Raw genomic sequence first — 14846 nt, forward strand, 5'->3', positions numbered from 1 at the left:
CCCCGGCCCCCCCGGCGGCGCACGGCTCCCCACCCCGGCCCCCGCGCGACCGGGCGCGGGCGGGGCGGGCCGGCCCCCGGGCCCCCCCCCGCCCCCGCCCCCCCCACGACCGTCGGGCCACCCGTATGGACCAAGCAGGGCCCGGATTGGCCGTGTTGGGCGGCCTCCGGCGTGCGGGGCCGCCCGACTGCGTGTCAGATGACAGACGTGCGAACCTCCATCCTGTTCCAGCGCAGCCTGACCCGTCCGGCCCTCGCAGGGGCCCTGACCGGCCTTCTCCTGTGTGCGTCCGTCCCATCGGCGCTGTCCGCGCCGGCCCCCGACGTACCGCGTCGCGGCAGTGCGTACATGGGCATGGGCGTCCTCGCCCACGACGGCAGCACCCCCGACGCAGGCGACGGCAACGCGGACGACTCGTCGTCCGTGCCCCGCGCGACCCAGACCGAGGGGGTGGACGTCTCCAGCTATCAGGGCAACGTGGCCTGGTCCACCCTGTGGAGCGGCGGGGTCAGATGGGCGTACACCAAGGCCACCGAGGGGACGAGCTACCGGAACCCCTCCTTCACCCAGCAGTACAACGGCCCGTACAGCACCGGCATGATCCGCGGCGCTTACCACTTCGCGACCCCGGACTCCTCCGGCGGCGCCGCTCAGGCCGACTACTTCGTCGGCCACGGCGGCGGCTGGTCCAGGGACGGCAAGACACTGCCCGGCGCGCTCGACATCGAGTGGAACCCGTACGGCGACGACTGCTACGGCAAGTCCAAGAGCGCGATGGTCAGTTGGATCCGCGACTTCCTGAACCGGTACAAGTCCCGCACGGGTCGTTACGCCGTCATCTACACGGCGACCAACTGGTGGACCGAGTGCACCGGGAACTACGGCGGCTTCGCGGCGAACAACCCGCTGTGGATCGCCCGTTACGCCTCGTCCGCCGGGACGCTGCCGGCGGGCTGGAAGACACACACGATGTGGCAGTACACCTCGACCGGGAAGACCGTCGGGGACCGTGACCGGTTCAACGGCTCCACCGCCCGGGTGAAGGTCCTCGCGACGGGCTGAGCGTACGTCGCGCCGAACTGACCGCGTTCCTCTGCGGTTGCCGTGGCGGAGACGGGACGGACCCATCCCCGCCACGGCACGTCCGCTGACCCGCGATCAGGCGGATCGGGCGGATCGGCGAATCAGGATGATCAGGAGAAGATGACCGAGCGGAGCTTGAAGCGGTCACCCAGGACCTTGCCGGGGTTCATGACGTAGTAGGTGTCGCCTTCGCAGTGCTGGTCGAGGAAGACCACGGCGGTGGCGTCCGTCCGGTTCTTCGGCGCGTAGCCGGGCTCCCCGGCCGTCCCGGGGAGGTCGAGGCACTCCCCGCTCGGCGGATCGGTCAAGGTCTCGACGTGCCGAGCGCCGTCGAGGCCGGTGTACGAGTACGGGAAGGATCCGGTCGCCGCGAAGGCCGACGTCGGCAGGGTCACGATCAGGGCCAGGGAGCCGACGGCGCAGGCCAGGGCGGTACGAAGGCGCATGTACGCGGTCCTTTCGGGGGTACTGACAACATGATCGTCACTGCCCCTCGCGCTGCCCGATATGCGCTCCTCATCCGGATGAGCGAATTCCCGGATCCATGCCCAACTCGGCGCGGGCAGCCCGGAGTCGAGGGCATCGCCGCGCAGTTCTGCCCACGATCCCGGACCGAGGCGTCTTCGCGGGACTGGGCCTGCGCACCGGCGAAGACGACCACGGCGATCAGCGCGGCCAGGAGGGCGACCGCGCCGACCGCGCCCGCGGCGGCCAGACAGCCCCACAACGCGTCCGCCTCGCCGGTCTTGGCGGTGTCCAGCGTGACGCCGGTCGGCAGCCGGCGCCCGAAGACGACCGCCAGATCTTCCTCGCCCTCGGTCACCGCACCCGCCGCCACGGCCTCCTCGCTCGCCGGCCACGAGGGTGGTCATAGAGGCACCGAACTCCCGGTGCGCGGCGGCGACTTCGTCCTTGCTGTACTTGGTGACGCTGAAGTACGCGTCCGAAGTGCCGTCACGCGCTTGGCCGTGAACCATCGGTTCGGCATCCGACGCCACCGCGCGTCGGTCATGGCCTGCCTCCGGGGGCGTCGGTACGAGCGGACGAGCGAGGCGCGGTACGGTCGGCCCATGGCTGACCTGCGGCTGACCACCTCCTCCTTCCTGGTCCTCGGCGTCATCGACAAACTCGGCGAAGCCAGCGCCTACGACGTGAAGATGGAGGCGGGCCGTACCGTCGCCCCGTTCTGGTCGGTACCGCACGCGCAGGTGTACGCGCAGTGCGACCGGCTGCTCGCCGCCGGACTGCTGTCCCAGGTCCGCCAGGAGAGCGGGCGGGGCCGCCGGGTGCTGGCCCTCACCGACCGCGGTCGCCGCGTCCTGCGCGACTGGCTCGACGACCCCGGCTTCGTGCCGGTCGAGGCGCGCGAGCGCGGCATCCTCAAACTCTGGTTCGGGGCCCGGCCGGAGCTGATCGCCCCCACCCAACGCGCCGAGCACGAGAAGACCTTGGGGGAGTACGAGGAACTCGCCGACAGCGTGGGCGAGTTGCTCACCTCAGGCCAGCGGGAAGCGCTGGAGTTCGGCATCCGGTACGAGCGGATGATGAGCGAGTTCTGGGAGTGGGTGCAAAGCCGCGACGAGCGTGCACCGGACCGTTGACCTTGCGGGCACACGGCCCTACCGTCGGTAACGCGCGATAGTCCAGAAGAGACGGTCCAGAAGAGACTGTCACGGCCGCGAGGAACAGGGGGCGCCGTGCGTTCGTGGACGAGCAGCAGCACCTGGCGCCGCGTCGCCGCGGTGGCCGTGACGGCCGTATCCCTCTGGTACGCGCCCCTCGCGATGACCGAACTGTGGTCCTACGCCCGCACCGGCGCCCCGGCCCCGGGCGCGTGGCTGCTGGCCCACACGGTCTCGCCCCGGTACGTCGCCGACGCGTTCGCGACCCGGGTCGCCCCCTACCGGCACAGCCTCGTCCCGATGATCGTGCACTCCGTCCTCGGCGGACTGCTCATGCTCCTCGGCCCGGCGCAGCTGCTGACCGCCGCCCGCCGCCGCGTACGCCTGCACCGTGCGCTGGGCGTGCTGTTCGCCGTCACGGTCTGCGCCTCCATGGCGGGCGCCGGCCTCTACCTCGCCCGCACCCCGCCCCGGGACGCCTTCAGCGGTACGGCCTTCTGGATCGTCCTCGCCACGATCCTCGTCGGCACCGTCCTGAGCGTCGCCTTCGGCATCCTCGCCGCCGTCGGCCGCCTGCCCGACCTGCACCAGCGCTGGATGCTGCTGGCTTACGGATACCTGCTGACCGCGCCCCTGCTGCGGCTGGAGTGGGGCGCCCTGCCGGCGCTGCTGCCCGGACTGCCGATGACGGAAATCAACCGGGTGGCGATCATGCACCTCGGCTCCCTCGTCGTGTTCGGCGCGCTGCTCGCCGCCCGCGCCCGCGACCACCGGGACACCGTCGAGGGTCTCGGCCGCTCCTGGGCCCCGCTTCCCGTCACCGCCGCGGCCCACCTGGCCGGAGCGGCCGCTCTGCTCTGGCTCGCGCACGCCCTCACGGCCTACGGAACGCCCGGAAACCGGCTGCTGGCCGCCTACCTGCTGCCCTACGCCGTGGCCTACACCGTGATGGCCGCAGGCGCCCGGCGTGCCGCCCGCGCGGGCCGGGACTGGGCCCGCGAGGAGTGGCGGATCCAGTTCACCGGCCTCTGCCTGGCCCCCGCGCTCTCCGCCGGAGCGGTCGCGCTCTTCCAGCACAGCCTGGGACTGGGTCGGTTCACCGCGCTCACCGCGGGTGTCGCCATCGGCTGCGGACTCACGGCCTTCGGCGCCACCGCCGTGGTGAGCCTGCGGCTGCTGTACGCACGTGAGGTCCGCCGCCGCGCCCTGCCCGCGGCGCCGCCCGTGTCCCGGACGCCGACCGCCGTGCCGTGAAGCCGAGTCAGCCGCCCGGAACCGGCCGGCGCGCACGCGCACGGCCGCCGTCCGCCCGCCCTCCGACCCGAGCGCCAACTTCCCGGAGAACACCCGGACATCACCCCGGAAAACACCCTGGCAGTCACCCGGAATCCTCTCGGAAACGGAATCCGTCATGGCCGAACCGACCGACCTCGCCGCACCGACGGCGACCCCCGCGCCCCCGTCCGCCCGCCCGGCCGCCGTGCCCGGCCGGCCACTGTCGGCCGGGGTGGCGCTGCTGGCCACCGCGGTCGCGGTGATCAACCTGCTCGTCGGGGGAGTACTCACCGTCGTCGCCCTCACCGGACGTGTCCTCGGAGCCTGGCCGTCGCCGGATCCGCTCAGCCCCGGACTGCTCGGTGCCGCGATGCTGGGCACCGCGCCCGCGCTGTTCACGCTCGCCCGCGCGACGACCTGGCAGCAGGCGCGCACCCTCGTGCTGCCGCTGGTCGTCGTGCCGGCCGGTCTGTTCGCGGTCAGCCTGGTCAACGTGCGCCGGCTGTACATCGCCCACGGCGGCCCGATCATCTCCGTGTTCTTCAGTCTCGGCTGGCTGCTCACCCTCGGCCTGCTCTGCGTGGCGGCGGTGATCTGCCTGGCCGGACAGGCCTTCACCCGGTCCGGACCGGCCGCCCCGCGCACCGTGCCGCTGCCGGGCTGGGCCAAACCGGCCCTCGCCGTGCTCGGCTCCTCCTGGCTCGGCATCGGCACCGGACTGCTCGTACGGCCCGGATTCTGGGCCGACTTCGTGCCCTGGCAGACCAACCACGTCGACGCGCAGGCCCTCGGTGTCTGGGCCCTCGCCCTCGGCCTGGGCGTCCTCGGCTCCCTCGCCGAGGACGACCTCGACCGCACCCGCCCCGCCCTGCTCTCCCTGCCCGGAACCGCACTCGCCATGGCGGTCGTCCTGGCCGTGCGCGCCGCCCACGTCGACTGGGCCTCCGGGCCCGGACTGAGCCTGATCGTCATGGTGGCCGGGCTGCTGCTGGCCGGGGCGAGCGGGCGGCTCCTGCTCAAGGGCGGTGCCGGGGCGCGTGAGGTGCCGGGCGGTACCGGCTGACCGTACGCGGACCCGGCCGTACGCCCGACGTGCGGAGCGGATCGAGATCCTCCAGCCGCCGGGGCCCCGCCGCGGTGGATCCGGCCGTCATCGCGGACCTCCACCGGGTGTGCGCCGGCACCACCGCCGACCGGCCGGATCGCGTTCCCCGGCGGCGGCCTCAGCGCTCCAGCCGCGGCGGCGTCCAGTCGGCGTGCCGCAGGATCGCGCGCATCGTCGCCCCGGACGGGGCGAGCCGGAGCGCGGTGTTGCGCAGACCGACGGCGAGCGGGTGGGCGAGGCGCTGTCCCACGCGGCCCGCCTGCCGGGCGGCGCGGGCGACCGCCTGGGAGCGGGGACGGCGCTCGGCGTCGTAGCGGGCCAGTGCCGAGGGGACCGAGGTCTGTGTGGCGAGCGCGGCGGCCAGCGTCGCGGCGTCCTCCAGGGCCTGGCACGCACCCTGGCCCAGGTTCGGCGTCATGGCGTGTGCCGCGTCTCCGAGCAGCACCACCCGGCCGGCGACGAACGACCGCAAGGGCGTGACCAGTTCATGGATGTCGTGGTGGAGCACGGCCCGCGGCCGGGTCGCGGCCAGCAGTGCCGGGATCGGATCGTGCCAGCCGCCGAACCGGCGGCGCAGCATGCCGAGCGGATCGGTGTGGCGGCCGCCCGGCGGCGCGGTGAGCACCGCGTGCCACTCGGCCCGGCCGTCGGCGAGGCCGATGTGCCCGAACTCGGCTCCCTCGCCCCATGTCAGCTCGAAGTCCGTGGTGAGATCGAGGGGTTGGTCGGTGATGGCCCGCAGGACCGTCGAACCGGCGTAGACCGGGCCGGGATGCTCCGGGAACAGCAGCGCGCGCAGCCGGCTGCCCACCCCGTCGGCCGCGACGGCCAGGTCCGCTTCCCACATCTCGTCCGCGACCGGCACGGCCACCCGGTCGGGGGCCGCGCGGTCCGGCGCGGACACGGTGACGCCGGTGCGCAGGGACGGGGCGGGCAGCGCCGCGCGCAGCAGCCTGTGCAGGTCGGCGCGCCGGATGCCCATGATCGGGGTGCCGAGGGCGCGTTCGAGCGCGGCGCCGTCCATCCGCGCCAGCCAGCGGCCGTCGGGGGTGCGGGTGCCCCCGATGTACTGCGGGCGGGCCGCCGCGCGCACCGCCGTACCGACACCGAGGGCGTCCAGCGCGCGCAGTCCGTTGGCGTGCAGTGAGATGCCCGCGCCCGCGTCGGCCAGAGTGGCGGACCGCTCCGCCACCCGGACGTCCCAGCCGATCCGGTGCAACCCGATGGCTGCGGCCAGCCCGCCGATGCCGCCCCCGACCACCACCGCCGTACCGCCCATGCCGGACCCCTTTCGACCTCGCGTGCCGCCTGCGTCTTCTACAGGTGTAGAAGACGCTACAGGCTGCCCACTACAGGTGTAGAAGCGGGGGTGTAGAAAGAGGGGGTGAGCACAGACCGACGTACCCTCCTCGCCGACACGGCCATAGCGGTGCTCGCCGACACCGGTATGCGGGGGCTGACGCACCGCGCCGTGGACCGGGCGGCGGACCTTCCGCCAGGCACCACGTCCGCCTATTTCCGCACCCGCCAGGCCCTGCTCACGGCGCTGGTGCGGCGGCTCGTCGCGCTCGACCAGGCCGAGCTGGAGGAGGCGGGCGCCGGGGTGCCGGTGCTGCGCACCGCGGCCCAACTGGCCGACGGCATCGCCGCGTTGGCCGGTGCGCGGCTCGCGGGGGAGGGGCGCAGGCGCTCGCTCGCGCGCTACGCGTGCGCCGTCGAGAGCGTGCACCACCCTGAGCTGCGCGAGATCCTGGTGCCGCGCGAGAACCGCGGACGCCGGACGGTGTGCGACTTCCTCGCCGCGCACGGGGTGGCCGACGCCGAGGAACGTACGGTCACGCTGCTGACCTGCGTGGACGGGCTGGTCTTCGACCGGCTGGTGAACGGCGGCAGTGTCCACGCGGAGGAGATCCGCGGGCTTGTGGCTGCGGCTCTGCGCTGAGCCGGGCGACAACACGACGGCGGCGCCGCCTCCTTGGGACGAGGAGACGGCGCCGCGCTTCTTCACACGCCTCGTGGCGTCAGACGAGCCACCCGACGAAGTGGGCGAGTCCGGCGAGGATGTCGGTGAGAAGGTTCATGGTCGTGCTGCTCCTTGCGGTGTTTCCGAAAGTGGGACCTGTGCGTCGACCACGGTCTGCAGCCCGTCGTTCGCACACCGTAAGTATGGTTGGTGTCACTCCCGCCCCGGCGGTCTCCTGAGCGACGATCACCTGTTCAAGCGAACAACTGATCCCTTGTTCGGTCACCGGTACCTCCCGTGCCTCACAGACGAGTCGGACCGGGCGGCGGCACCGCGCGCAGCGCCCGCAGGACCGCCCAGACGACCGAGACCAGCGGGACGGCCACGACCGCGCCGATCACCCCCGCGACGATGCTCCCCGCGATGACCGACACGGCGACGACCAGCGGATGCAGCCGGACCGCCCAGCTCATCACCAGCGGATGCAGCACATGCCCCTCCAGCTGGCCGATCACCACGATCAGCGCCAGGACGGCCGCGGCCGTCAGCGGTCCGCGCCCGGCCAGCGCGACGACCGTGGCGACGGCCAGCGCCACCGGCGAGCCCACCAGCGGCACGAACGCGGCGAAGAACTCCAGCAGGGTGAGGGGCAGCGCCAGCGGCACCCGCAGGACGAGCAGCGCGATCCCGACGAGAACGGCGTTGGTGGCGGCGACGATGATGATGCCGCGCGTGTACCCGGCGAAGGCCCGCCAGGCCGCCCGACCCGCCCGGTCCCAGGCGGGTCGGGCGGCGCTCGGCAGCAGGTCGTCCCGCATCCAGCCCCACAGGCGCTCGCCGGAATGGATGAAGAACACCGAGGCGAACAGCGCGAGCGCGCCCCCGGTGACCACCTCCACCGCCCGGCTCAGCCCGCTGACGGCGTTGCTGAACAGGGTCGAGCGGTGGGTGGAGAGGTAGTGCGTCACCTGGCTCTGCAACTCGGACAGCCGGCCGGGACTCAGCCGGAACGGCGGCCGCCGCAACCACTGCTCGATCCGGTGCACACCACCCCGGAACTCGCCCGCCAGCCGCCCCGACTCGCCCGCCACCGCGTTGCCCACCAGGGCCAGCAGCGTCAGCAGGGCCAGTGTGCTGCCCACCAGCGCGACGGCGACGGCCAGCGGACGCGGCAGCACCCGGTCGAGCAGATCGGTCAGCGGGCGCAGCACCGAGGTCACGATCAGCGCGAGGAAGAGGGCCACCGCGATGAGCTCGAAGCTGCCGAGGACGCTGAAGACGCCGTAGACGACGATGGCGACCAGAATGAGCCGCCAGGCGTAGGCCGCCGCGACCCGCAGCCACGGCACCGTCCGCTCGGCCACCGGCTCCGGCCGGGAGCGCGCGGAGGCCGGCAGTCGCACCGTGTACCCGGGCCGGCTGCCCGGCACACCGCCCGCCCGCCGCCGCCGCCGTCCGCCCGGCTGTGCCGCCCGTCGGCCCGCATCGCCCTCCACCGCTCACGGCTCCTCTCCGTCACCTGTGCTGACGGTCGGTCACATTGAGGGAAACCGTATGCTCCGGGTGGGGAAGCGGCTCGCGCAACGCGCCCGCGCGTGCTCAGGAGCGGGCCGGGTGAGCGGGCGGCGCGGGCCCGTCGTCCGGCGAGACGACCTCGCAGACCGTGCGGTGGTACGCCGGCCGGGCCATCTGGGTGCAGCTGCGCGGCCCCGGCGCGCCCAGGGCGCGGTCGATGCAGCACAGCAGGAGGCAACGGGCGCCGAGGCAGCGCCAGTTGGCGGCGACCTCCGCCCGGCCGCCGTGTCCTCGCGCAGGATCCTGAGCGCCCGGAAACGCCGGGCGGCGGCCAGGATGTGACCAGTCGAAGGCGAAGGTGCGCGTGACGCCCCGGTACGACGGGTTGCGCAGCCGGTGAGCCACCGTGCCGCCATCGAAACATTCGAAGCCCCATGATGGCTGCTTTGGGTATCTATGGGTCCGTGCCAGGTGATGCATTCAGACGAATGTTTCGAAATTGGTGCCGAAAGTGTTGACAGGTGACATGGCCAGGCCAACACTCCCCATCACGTCACAGCCCACCGTCCCAGATGGAGGAAGTACGGCATGAACCCGCTCGACCATGCGACGAGCCGCAGGACCGCCTGCGCGCTGCTGCTCGGCACCGCGGCCGGACTGGCCCTGCCCGGCACCGCCCGTGCCGCCACGGTCATCACCACGAACCAGACCGGCACCGACAACGGCTTCTACTACTCGTTCTGGACCGACGCGCAGGGCACGGTCTCGATGACCCTGGGCTCCGGCGGCACCTACAGCACCAACTGGAGCAACACCGGCAACTTCGTGGCCGGCAAGGGCTGGAGCACCGGCGCGCGCAGGAACGTGTCCTACTCCGGCAGCTTCAACCCGTCCGGCAACGGCTACCTGTCGCTCTACGGCTGGACGTCGAACCCGCTCGTCGAGTACTACATCGTCGACAACTGGGGCACCTACCGGCCCACGGGGACGTACAAGGGCAGTGTCACCAGTGACGGGGGCACGTATGACATCTACCAGACGACGCGGTACAACGCCCCGTCCGTCGAGGGCACCAAGACCTTCAACCAGTACTGGAGTGTGCGGCAGTCGAAGCGCACCGGCGGCACCATCTCCACCGGCAACCACTTCGACGCCTGGGCCCGCGCCGGGATGACCCTCGGCAGCTTCAAGTACTACATGATCCTCGCGACCGAGGGCTACCAGAGCAGCGGCAACTCCAGCATCACGGTGTCGTCGTGAGGGCCGCGCGCCGACACGCGTTACGTCCGCTGACGGCGACCGCCGCCGTCGCCGCGCTGGCCGCCGGTACGCCCACCGTCGCAGCCGCCGCCCCGTCGCGCGCGGCCGCCTGCTCCGGGTATGCCGGACTCACCTTCGACGACGGCCCGTCCGACGCACACACCCCGGCGCTGCTGGCGGCCCTCAGGCAGTACGGCCTGCGGGCCACGATGTTCAACGAGGGGCAGTACGCGGCCGCCTACCCCGCGCAGGTCCGGGCCGAGGCGGCCGCCGGGATGTGGATCGGCGACCACAGCTACACCCATCCGCATCTGACCCGGCTGAGCCAGGCGCAGACCGACTCCGAGATCTCCCGCACCCAGCGGGCGATCGCGGCGGCCGGCGGCGGTACGCCGAAGCTCTTTCGCCCGCCGTACGGCGAGACCGACGGCACGGTGCAGGCGGTGGCGGCCAAGTACGGCCTGAGACAGGTGATCTGGGACGTCGACTCGCAGGACTGGAACGGCGCGAGTACCGACGCCGTCGTCCAGGCCGTCTCGCGGCTGACCAACGGCCAGGTGATCCTCATGCACGAGTGGCCGGCCACCACGCTCGCCGCGATCCCGCGTATCGCGCAGACCCTGGCGAGCCGTGGCCTGTGCGCGGGCATGATCTCCCCGCAGACGGGTCGCGCCGTCGCACCCACGGGCTGACACCCCCCGTCCGCACGGACCGGACCGGCCCGGGTCCCCCTCGGGCCGGGACCCTCGCTCCGGCGGACCCGACCGGCCCGCGTCCCCGTCGGCATGGCGGCCCGCACCGTGCCGACGGGGCTCGTGCGTTCCCGTCGGCTGGAGTGACGCCTCCGGCGCGGCGCCGAGTCGTCCCGACGTCGTGCCCCGGCCGCCCGGTTGCTTGCGACGTCGTGTCCGGCCGCGCGGTTGCTTCCGGCGCGCCGCCCCCGATGCCTCGAACGCCGTCCGCGGCCGCCTTTCCCGGCCCCGGTCGCGTGGGATCGTGGTCCCGGTCTGACCGGGCGGCCGGGACATCCCGAGAGAGGGGAACGGCACATGTTCGACTTCGACGACCTGAAGAAGCTCAAGGACAAGGTCGAGGACATCGCCGAGGAGCACGGCGACAAGATCGCCGATGGTCTGGAGAAGGTCGGTGACTTCCTCGACGACCGCACCGAGGGCAAGCACAGCGACAAGATCGACACGGCCGTCGACAAGGCGCAGGGCCTCGTGGAGAAGCTGGGCGAGAACGGCAGGAAGCACTGAGCCCCGCTCGCCGCAGCGGTCATGAGGTGCGCGCGAGGTCGAGACAGCAGCGCACGAAGTCCCGTACGACCGGATTCCGGTCGTCGGCCGGTGCCCAGGCCACAGCCACCCGCGTCGGACTCACCCCCGTGACCGGCCGGTAGACCACACCGGGGCGGGCGTAGAAGCGGGCGGCCGACTCGGGCGCGAGGGCGATGCCGTAGCCGCTCGCGACGGCGCTCAGCCAGTCGTCGGGCTGCTCGGTGACCGCGCCGATCAGGACCGGCCGGCCCTTGCGCTCGTCGGCGGCCAGCCAGTGGTCGCGCCACGCCCCGGTCTGCTCCGGAGCGGCGACGAACGGCTCGTCCCACAGCTCCCGGAAGTCGATCTCGGTGCGCCCCGCGAGCGGATGCCCGCCCGGCAGCACCACCCAGCGCGCCTCACGGAAGAGCACCTCCACGCGCAGCGCGTCCTGGCCCGGGAACGGCAGCCGGAGCAGCGCGGCGTCCACCTCGCCGTCGGCCAGCCCCGCGCTCGGGTTCCTCCAGGACGCCTGCCGCAGCTCGGCCCGCCAGCCGGGCCGCCGCCGGGCGAACTCGGCGACGACGTCCTGCGTCGCCTCATTGGCCGCGCTGGCCACGAACCCCACCCGCAGCACCCGCGCGGACCGTCGGCCGGTCGCCCGCGTGGCCCGCACGGCGTCGTCCCAGTCGGTGAGCAACTGCGGGGTACGACCGACGAGTTCACGCCCCGCGTCGGTCAGTGCCATCCCGGCGTGCGAGCGGTCGAAGAGCCGCATCCCGAGCTGGTTCTCCAACTGCCGGATCTGCTTGGTCAGCGCCGGCTGGGACACGAACACGCGCTCGGCGGCGCGCGTGAGGCTGCCTTCCTCGGCGACCGCCAGGAACGAGCGCAGCAGGCGCGTGTCGACATCCATTCCCACAGGTTATCCATTCCCATGCGTTATAGATGCTGGTATTGGACGACACGGTGACCGCGCGGCGAGGGTGGAGCCATGGACATCGCCGATGTGACTCTCCTCTGCGCGGCCGTGCTGGCCAACGCGGGCATCGCCGCGGCCGACGTCGCGCGGGCGCCGTTCGTGCTCGCCAACTCGGCCGAGGTCGGCGTACCGCGCAGCTGGCTGCCCGCGCTCGCCGCGCTGAAGGCCGCCGGAGCGGCCGGGCTGCTCCTCGGGCTGCTGGGGGCGCGCCCCCTGGGGATCGCGGCCGGTGCCGGTCTCGTGCTCTTCTACGTCGGGGCGGTGATCGCCCATGTCAGGGCGCGGGTGTTTCGCACCATCGCCTTCCCGGGGTTGTTCCTCGCCCTGGCCGCAGGCGCCCTGGCGGTGTCGGCGGGCCGCTGACCGGCGCGGTCACGGCAGGCGCTCCAGGGCCACCAGGGCCGCGTCGTCGCCGAGGTCGCCTGCGACGTGGTGCAGCAGGTCACGGCGGAGGGCGGCCACCATCGCCTCCAGCGGCCGGCCCGCGTGCGCGCGCACCCGGGCGGCCAGGTCGTGGAAGCGGCCCCGGCGGTCGCGGCCCTCGATGAAGCCGTCGGTGTACAGGACGAGACGGTCGCCCGGGCCGAACGGAACGTCCTGCGCGGCGAGTCGGGTGTCCAGCAGATCGCCGAGCCCGAGCGGCGCTCCGGGCTGTTCGGGCTCGCAGGGGCGCACCTCGCCCCCGCGGACGACGTAGGGCTCGGGGTGGCCGCAGTGCACGATGCGGGCCACGGCCTCGCCGGGCGGGAACTCCACCAGCAGCGCCGTCGCGAACCGCTCGGTGAACAGGGCGCCCGGCTCGTGGCCGGCGGACGGCTCCGGGTCCGGTGCGCCGTCCAGCGCGGCGATGTGGCGGCGGGCCCGGGCGTCCAGTTGCTCTGCCGCCCGCGTCAACGACGGCTCGCGGTAGGCCAGTTCGCGGAACGCGCTGAGCAGGGTCGAGGTGGCGCCGACGGCCGGCAGCCCCTTGCCCCGCACGTCGCCGATCAGGACCCGGGTGCCGTACGGGGTGCGCAGGGCCTCGTAGAAGTCGCCGCCGATCCGGGCCTCCGACTCGGCCGGCAGATACACCCCGGACAGGGCGAGCGAGTCGATCCGGCGGGGGAGCGGATGCATCAGGGCGCGCTGCGCGGTCTCGGCGACGGAGCGCACCTGGCGCAACTGTCGCTCCCGGCGCTGCCGCAGCGAGCACGCGGCCAGCGCGCTGAGTCCGACGACGAACAGACTGGCGAGGGTGACGTCCGCGTCCGGATGTCCGAGGCTGCCCGCCTCCCACTGGAGGAGCACCGTGATCACGAGCACGGCGCACGCGAGCACCGCCGTGGCCCGCCGGGAGAGCAGCACGGCCGCCAGCACGGGGACCGCCGCAAGGACGGGCGCGATGTGCAGCCAGTCCGGGGTGAGCACATCGATGACGGTGACGACCGCCATGAGCAGCGCGGGAACGAGGACGAGGAGCCCGCGCGGGCGGAACCGGCGGGGCCAGGGCGCGGCGGCGGCCCGGGGCGGGCGCTGCACACCGGCTCCGGTGGCGGTTTCCCGCAGGTCGGCGGGGTGATCGGTGGTGTGGTCGGTGGGATGGGTCATCGTCGTGGTGTGTGCCGTAGCGGGTGGAGGATCCGGGAGGACCGGGCGGCGGGGGCGGGCGCCGGTGCGGACAGGGAGGTCAGGGCCGACTCCAGGGGCCGCAGGAGGCGCTGGTCCGTGCCCGCCGCGGGCGGGTGGTCGCGGGCGGGGCCGCCGAGTCGGGCGAGGGCGTGCCGGGCGGCGGGCAGTGCGGGGTGCGGCCGGCCGCCCCGGCAGGAGTAGGCGCACAGGGCGGTTGTCCGCAGCAGGCGCGCGTACGGCCGCGAGAAGCCGCGGTCGTCGGCCGCGGCGGACTCCGTGTCGAGGAGCCGGCCCGTCGTCGTCACCTGCCCGGCGACGCCGGCGAGCGTGCCCAGCACCTGGTCGTCCAGGTGCCAGCGGCGGCGCCGAGCGGTCGGCCGGAGGTTCCAGCGCATGCTCTCGTGCGCTTCGTCCACGGCGGTGCGGGCCCGGCCGAGTGCCGTGTCGAGGTCGTCCTCCCAGGACGGCCCGAGCACGGTCCGCGGCCGTTGGCGCCGTACGACCGCGTCGGCCAGGCCGTCGAGGTGCCGGGCGACCAGCAGCCGCAGGTCCTCCAGCGCCCGCTCGGCGGACCGTACGCGTACGGCGGGGAAGAGCAGCGCGCTGCATCCCAGGCCGAAGGCGATGCCGAGCGCGATCTCCGCGAGATGGGTGACCAGCTCGCCGGGGTGACGGCCGTGCACCAGGGCGAACGTGAGCACGGCGGTCGTCGGGACGTGCACGCCGTGGTGGCCGAGGAACCCGTGCCGGGCCAGGAGCGCGGAGGCGAGGACGACGAGTGCCAGTCCGGCCATGCCGGGCCCGGCGTACAGCCCTCCGGGTACCGCCACGAGGACGCCGAGCAGGCATCCGGCGGCGTAGCGCCCGGCGGCGCCGACCGTCGCCACCACTGTCGTCTCGACCACGAGCAGGGCCGCCACGGCGCCCGCGTAGGGGGCGGAGACGTGCAGCAGCGTCACGCAGGTCTGCCAGGTCAGCCCGGCCGCAACGGTCGCCCGCGCGGCCTCGGCGGCACCGGCCCGGCGGATCCGGGAGAGGAGGGCGGACAGCTGCGCGCGATGCATGGCGGGTCCATCTCCTTCTGGTCTCGGGTGGTGGCAGGGGGCTCTGCCGGAGGCCTGCCGGGCCGCCCAGGATAAGCGGATGAATGGGGCATACCGCAAATAAGGATTAT

At 73.5% G+C, this 14846-nt stretch carries 15 protein-coding genes and 1 pseudogene; 9 read left to right on the top strand and 7 right to left on the bottom strand.

From position 1 onward, the window contains the following. Positions 1–198: 198 nt before the first annotated feature. On the top strand, positions 199–1062 hold the full coding sequence (locus ACZ4MF_RS34450) for a lysozyme (protein WP_467496318.1): 864 nt from the start codon (positions 199–201) through the stop codon (positions 1060–1062). Between the two features lie 131 nt (positions 1063–1193). On the opposite strand, the gene ACZ4MF_RS34455 is transcribed toward ACZ4MF_RS34450, so the two are convergent. After that, the gene (locus tag ACZ4MF_RS34455; protein ID WP_467496320.1) at positions 1194–1529 is read right to left on the bottom strand and encodes a hypothetical protein; all 336 of its coding nucleotides are present in this window, start codon (positions 1527–1529) and stop codon (positions 1194–1196) included. A gap of 624 nt (positions 1530–2153) precedes the next feature. Here ACZ4MF_RS34455 and ACZ4MF_RS34460 point away from each other — a divergent pair. From ACZ4MF_RS34460 to ACZ4MF_RS34470, 3 genes are all read left to right on the top strand, one after another. Then, positions 2154–2684, top strand: coding sequence for a PadR family transcriptional regulator (locus tag ACZ4MF_RS34460; RefSeq protein WP_467496322.1), 531 nt, complete (start codon positions 2154–2156; stop codon positions 2682–2684). 96 nt (positions 2685–2780) lie between these two features. Continuing rightward, positions 2781–3959, top strand: a complete 1179-nt coding sequence (locus tag ACZ4MF_RS34465) for a DUF2306 domain-containing protein (protein WP_467496324.1) — start codon at positions 2781–2783, stop codon at positions 3957–3959. 157 nt (positions 3960–4116) lie between these two features. Further along, complete coding sequence (locus ACZ4MF_RS34470) at positions 4117–5043, top strand: hypothetical protein (protein ID WP_467496326.1); 927 nt, start codon at positions 4117–4119, stop codon at positions 5041–5043. Positions 5044–5203: 160 nt separating this feature from the next. Here ACZ4MF_RS34470 and ACZ4MF_RS34475 read toward each other — a convergent pair whose 3' ends face one another. Then, positions 5204–6364 (bottom strand): FAD-dependent monooxygenase, encoded by a 1161-nt coding sequence (locus tag ACZ4MF_RS34475; protein ID WP_467496328.1) that lies wholly within the window; start codon positions 6362–6364, stop codon positions 5204–5206. 105 nt (positions 6365–6469) lie between these two features. Here ACZ4MF_RS34475 and ACZ4MF_RS34480 point away from each other — a divergent pair, with 105 nt between their 5' ends. Beyond that, positions 6470–7027, top strand: coding sequence for a TetR/AcrR family transcriptional regulator (locus ACZ4MF_RS34480; protein ID WP_467496330.1), 558 nt, complete (start codon positions 6470–6472; stop codon positions 7025–7027). A gap of 323 nt (positions 7028–7350) precedes the next feature. Here ACZ4MF_RS34480 and ACZ4MF_RS34485 read toward each other — a convergent pair whose 3' ends face one another. Together ACZ4MF_RS34485 and ACZ4MF_RS34490 are read right to left on the bottom strand one after the other, a co-directional pair. Next, on the bottom strand, positions 7351–8544 hold the full coding sequence (locus tag ACZ4MF_RS34485) for an AI-2E family transporter (RefSeq protein ID WP_467496332.1): 1194 nt from the start codon (positions 8542–8544) through the stop codon (positions 7351–7353). Positions 8545–8647: 103 nt separating this feature from the next. Further along, positions 8648–8968, bottom strand: a complete 321-nt coding sequence (locus ACZ4MF_RS34490) for a hypothetical protein (RefSeq protein ID WP_467496334.1) — start codon at positions 8966–8968, stop codon at positions 8648–8650. A gap of 183 nt (positions 8969–9151) precedes the next feature. On the opposite strand from ACZ4MF_RS34490, the gene ACZ4MF_RS34495 reads away from it, so the two are divergent. The 3 genes and pseudogenes from ACZ4MF_RS34495 to ACZ4MF_RS34505 all read left to right on the top strand — a co-directional run bounded on the left by ACZ4MF_RS34495 (position 9152) and on the right by ACZ4MF_RS34505 (position 11082). Further along, a complete protein-coding gene (locus ACZ4MF_RS34495; RefSeq protein ID WP_467496336.1) occupies positions 9152–9823 on the top strand; it encodes a glycoside hydrolase family 11 protein in 672 nt (223 codons plus the stop codon). Beyond that, positions 9820–10512 (top strand): annotated as a pseudogene (locus ACZ4MF_RS34500) (polysaccharide deacetylase family protein); the annotation flags it as partial. The gene ACZ4MF_RS34495 and the pseudogene ACZ4MF_RS34500, both read left to right, overlap by 4 nt. Before the next feature lie 360 nt (positions 10513–10872). Then, a complete protein-coding gene (locus ACZ4MF_RS34505; RefSeq protein WP_467496338.1) occupies positions 10873–11082 on the top strand; it encodes an antitoxin in 210 nt (69 codons plus the stop codon). Between the two features lie 19 nt (positions 11083–11101). Here the strand turns inward: ACZ4MF_RS34505 and ACZ4MF_RS34510 are convergent, their stop codons facing one another. Further along, positions 11102–11998, bottom strand: a complete 897-nt coding sequence (locus tag ACZ4MF_RS34510; RefSeq protein ID WP_467496340.1) for a LysR family transcriptional regulator — start codon at positions 11996–11998, stop codon at positions 11102–11104. A 78-nt stretch (positions 11999–12076) separates the two neighbouring features. On the opposite strand from ACZ4MF_RS34510, the gene ACZ4MF_RS34515 reads away from it, so the two are divergent. Further along, complete coding sequence (locus ACZ4MF_RS34515) at positions 12077–12427, top strand: DoxX family protein (protein ID WP_467496342.1); 351 nt, start codon at positions 12077–12079, stop codon at positions 12425–12427. Between the two features lie 9 nt (positions 12428–12436). Here the strand turns inward: ACZ4MF_RS34515 and ACZ4MF_RS34520 are convergent, their stop codons facing one another. Together ACZ4MF_RS34520 and ACZ4MF_RS34525 are read right to left on the bottom strand one after the other, a co-directional pair. Further along, positions 12437–13651, bottom strand: coding sequence for a PP2C family protein-serine/threonine phosphatase (locus ACZ4MF_RS34520; protein WP_467496344.1), 1215 nt, complete (start codon positions 13649–13651; stop codon positions 12437–12439). Continuing rightward, complete coding sequence (locus ACZ4MF_RS34525) at positions 13648–14736, bottom strand: aromatic acid exporter family protein (RefSeq protein WP_467496346.1); 1089 nt, start codon at positions 14734–14736, stop codon at positions 13648–13650. The genes ACZ4MF_RS34520 and ACZ4MF_RS34525 overlap by 4 nt, the downstream gene beginning before the upstream one ends. Between the last annotated feature and the right edge of the window lie 110 nt (positions 14737–14846).

It is taken from the genome of Streptomyces sp. NPDC025793 (assembly GCF_055558375.1).